The 4,051-nt window shown below is 70.1% G+C and carries 4 protein-coding genes; all 4 read right to left on the bottom strand.

Going from position 1 to position 4,051, the window contains the following annotated elements; genetic code table 11:
- A complete protein-coding gene (trpD, locus tag AB1634_16215; protein ID MEW6221059.1) occupies positions 1–1,017 on the bottom strand; it encodes an anthranilate phosphoribosyltransferase in 1,017 nt (338 codons plus the stop codon).
- Positions 1,018–1,062: 45 nt separating this feature from the next.
- On the bottom strand, positions 1,063–1,650 hold the full coding sequence (locus AB1634_16210) for an aminodeoxychorismate/anthranilate synthase component II (GenBank protein ID MEW6221058.1): 588 nt from the start codon (positions 1,648–1,650) through the stop codon (positions 1,063–1,065).
- 9 nt (positions 1,651–1,659) lie between these two features.
- On the bottom strand, positions 1,660–3,135 hold the full coding sequence (gene trpE, locus AB1634_16205) for an anthranilate synthase component I (protein ID MEW6221057.1): 1,476 nt from the start codon (positions 3,133–3,135) through the stop codon (positions 1,660–1,662).
- A gap of 234 nt (positions 3,136–3,369) precedes the next feature.
- Positions 3,370–3,654 (bottom strand): 30S ribosomal protein S20, encoded by a 285-nt coding sequence (gene rpsT, locus AB1634_16200; GenBank protein MEW6221056.1) that lies wholly within the window; start codon positions 3,652–3,654, stop codon positions 3,370–3,372.
- Between the last annotated feature and the right edge of the window lie 397 nt (positions 3,655–4,051).

Below are 4,051 nucleotides of genomic sequence, written 5' to 3'. Positions count from 1 at the left end.
TCAGCCCCGGCCGAAGGCCACCAGGTCCTCCAGCTTGGCCAGGGCGGCGCCGGAGGCGATGGTCTTCCGGGCCAGAGTCACGCCGTCGGCCAGGGAGGCGGCCCGGCCGGCCGCCAGAAAGGCGGCGCCGGCGTTGAGCACGGCCATGTCCGCCCGGGGACCAGGCTGGCCGCCCAGGGCCGCCTTGAGGATGACCGCCGCCTCGGCCGGGTCGGCGCCGCCCTGGATCTCGGCCAGCCCGGCCCGGGCCAGGCCCACCTCCTCCGGGGTCACCCGGAAGGTGCGCACCCCTTCGGCACTGGCATCCGCCACCAGGGTCTCGCCGGTGACGGTCAGCTCGTCGAGATTCCCCTCCCCGCAGACGACCAGGGCGCGGCGGCAGCCCAGGCGGGCCAGCACCTGGGCGATGGGCTCCACCAGCTCACTTGCGTACACCCCCATCACCTGGACGTTGGCGCCCGCCGGGTTGGTGAGGGGACCCAGGACGTTGAAGATGGTGCGGATGCCGATCTCGCGCCGGGGGCCGATGGCGTGCTTCATGGCGCTGTGCAGGGCCGGCGCGAAGAGAAAGCCGATCCCCACCTGGTCGATGGCCGCCCCCACCCGCTCCGGCGTCATGGCCAGGTCGACCCCCAGGGCCTCCAGGACATCGGCGCTGCCACACCGGCTGGAGACCGAGCGGTTGCCGTGCTTGGCCACCCGCACCCCGGCGCCGGCCACCACGAAGGCGGCGGCCGTGGAGACGTTGAAGGTGCCGGTGGCATCACCGCCGGTGCCGCAGGTGTCCACCAGAATGTCACCGGCCGCCACCGGGATCCGGGTGGCCTTGGCCCGCATCACCCGCGCCGCGCCGGTGATCTCGGCCACGGTCTCGCCCTTCATGCGCAAGGCGGTGATGAAGGCGCCGATCTGGGCCGGCGTGGCAGCGCCGGACATGATCTCCTCCATCACCGCCTGCATGGCCTCCTCGCTCAGATCTTGCCGGTCTATCACCTGTCCGATCGCCTCTTTGATCATGACCTTCCCTCCTGAAGGCTGCCCTGCGGCCCGCAAACCCTTCCCCTACGGCCGGAGAAGGGCGGTATAGTCCGGCCGCAGAAAGTTTTGCAACAGATCCTGGCCCGCTGGCGTCATGATGGACTCCGGATGGAACTGCACCCCTTCGATGGGCAGCGAGCGGTGCCGGAGCGCCATGAGCTCGCCCTGGTCGGAGCGGGCCGAGACCTCCAGGCAGTCCGGCAGGTCTCCATCCCGCACCACCAGGGAATGGTAGCGCATGGCCTCGAAGGGATTGGCGAGACCGGTGAACACCCCCCGGCCGTCATGGATGATGGGGCTGGTCTTGCCGTGCATGAGGCGGCCGGCCCGCACCACCGCGCCGCCGAAGGCCTCGCCGATGGCCTGGTGACCCAGGCAGACCCCCAGGATCGGCAGCCGGCCGGCGAAATGGCGGATGGCCGCCACCGAGATGCCGGCCTGGGCCGGGGTGCAGGGGCCGGGCGAGATGAGCAGGCGCGCCGGGGCCAGGGCGGCAATCCCCGCAACGTCGATCTGGTCGTTGCGGAACACCTCGACCCGGGCGCCCAGGCCGGCGATGGCCTGCACCAGATTGAAGGTGAAGGAGTCGTAGTTGTCGATGATGACGATCATGACCGTCCCTCACAGCCCTCTCTCGGCCAGCTCCACCGCCCGCCGCAGGCCCTTGGCCTTGTTGATGGTCTCCTCGTACTCCCGCGCCGGCACGGAATCGGCCACGATGCCGGCCCCGGCCTGGATCCACAGGTGGCGGCCGTGCATGAGCATGGTGCGGATGGTGATGCACAAATCCATGTTGCCGGAGAAGCCGAAATAGCCCACCGCGCCGGCGTATGGCCCCCGCCGCTGGGACTCCAGCTCCTCGATGATCTCCATGGCCCGAATCTTGGGGGCGCCGGTCACGGTGCCGGCTGGAAAGCAGGCGGCCAGCACGTCGAACTGGTCCTTGCCCGGCGCCAGCCGGCCCCGCACCCCGGAGACGATGTGCATGACGTGGCTGTACCGCTCGATGACCAGAAGATCGTCCACCGTCACCGTGCCCGGCGCCGCCACCCGGCCCACATCGTTGCGGCCCAGATCCACCAGCATGAGGTGCTCGGCCCGCTCCTTGGGGTCGGCCAGAAGCTCGGCCTCCAGGGCCCGGTCCTCCGCCTCGTTGCGGCCCCGGGGACGGGTGCCGGCGATGGGCCGCAGCTCCACCTGGTCATCGGTGAGGCGCACCAGGATCTCCGGCGAGGAGCCGATGAGGGCCCGCTCCCCCAGCTTGAGGAAGAAGAGGTAGGGGCTGGGGTTGATGTGGCGCAGGGCCCGGTAGAGGGTGAAGGGGGGCAGGTCGGTCTCGGTGTGGAAGCGCTGGGAGAGCACCACCTGGATGATGTCGCCGGCCACGATGTATTCCTTGGCCCGCTCCACCATAGCGGTAAAGGCCGCCTCATCCATGTTGGCGGCGAAGGTGTGGCTGGCGGCCGCCGGGCTGCCGGCCAGCCCGGCCGGCAGCGGACCGCGCAGCCGCTCCACCAGGCGGTCGATCCGCTCCTGGGCAGCCTGATACGCCGCGGCCAGATCATCGCCGGCGCCGATCTCCACGCAGTCCACCACGGTCACCTTCTGCTGCAGGCTGTCGTGGATGAGGACGGTGCGGGGGATCATGAAGGAGGCATCGGCAAAGGCCTCCCAGGGCTGGCTGGTCGCCGGCAGTCGCTCCAGGAAGCGGACCAGGTCGTAGCCGAGAAAGCCCACCGCCCCGCCGTAGAAGCGGGGCAGCCCCGGCTCCCGGCAGGCCCGGAAGGAGGCGACCAGCTCGGCCAAGGCGGCCAGCGGGTTGCCGCGGGCCACCGCCTGTTGGCCCTGGCGCTGCACCGTGATCTCCTCCCCCCGGGCCTCCAGGAGGGCCAGCGGGGAGAGGCCGATGAAGGAGTAGCGACCCCATTTCTCGCCGCCCTCCAGGCTTTCCAGGAGGAAGGCGTGGCTCTCCTGGGCCGCCACCTTGGCGTAGACCGCCAGGGGCGTGTCCAGGTCCACCAGGACCTCGCGGCTCACCGGCACCAGGCCGGCCCGCGCGGCCAGCTGGCAGAACTCGTCCAGGGCTGGCTGGTACACGGCGTCACCTCCCGAGAGATGGTGCGAATCTCGAAGCAGGGCACGGGGCCACGCTCGAGGTCAAAAAAAAAGCCATGGGATCTCGCCCATGGCTTCTTGCGTCTCTGTCACGAAAAACAAGGCCGGGCGCCTCAGCGATCGCTGGGGCGCCACCACCGCACCTGGCCTGGTCCTTGGCTTCCGGGCATGGCTGCACACTCCGGACGCGCGGCGTCCCGTCCCGTTCTCCGACCTTCAGGCCGGCTGGCTCTGCTCCTTCAGGATGGCGTTGACCTGCCGGGTCAGTCGTGACACCTTGCGGGCCGCGTTGCGCTTGTGGATGGAGCCCTTGCTCGCCGCCCGGTCAATGGCCGGCACGGCGGCCTGCAAGGCGGCCTGGGCCTTGTCGGCGGCCTGTTCGGCCACCGCCGTCAGGACGTCTTTGATCACGTTCTTGACCCGGGTCTTGCCGGCCCGGTTGCGGGTCCGGCGGGCCTGACTCTGCTTGTGCCTCTTGAGGGCTGATTTGTGATTGGCCAACGACGTTCTCCTTGAAAGGACTGCACTGCACTTGAGATCCCGGACCGGACCGTGCGGCCCGTGCTGCTGCGGTGTGAAAAGTGGACTTTTTAGTCCAGTTTTTCGTCCCTGTCAAGGGGGCAGGGGGGCGCCGGGGCAGGCTGTCCACGGCGCCGGTGGGGTCTGACTGAGCGCTCATTCTGGTCCCGGGCATGGGACAAGGGTAAACGATTTCCCTTGACACCCATCCGACCCCCTTCTATAGTGCGACGCACAGAAGTGAATGGCTGTTCAGTTTCGATGCGATCCGTCCTGGCGCTTGCCCAGGCCGGGACCCCCGGTGTGTCTCTCCGCGGGGGGGGGGGGGGGGGGGGGGGGGGGGGGGGGGGGGGGGGGGGGGGGGGGGGGGGGGGGGGGG

This window comes from Thermodesulfobacteriota bacterium (assembly GCA_040755095.1).
Taxonomy (GTDB): domain Bacteria; phylum Desulfobacterota; class Desulfobulbia; order Desulfobulbales; family JBFMBH01; genus JBFMBH01.
This window is presented reverse-complemented; position numbering and strand designations above follow the sequence as displayed.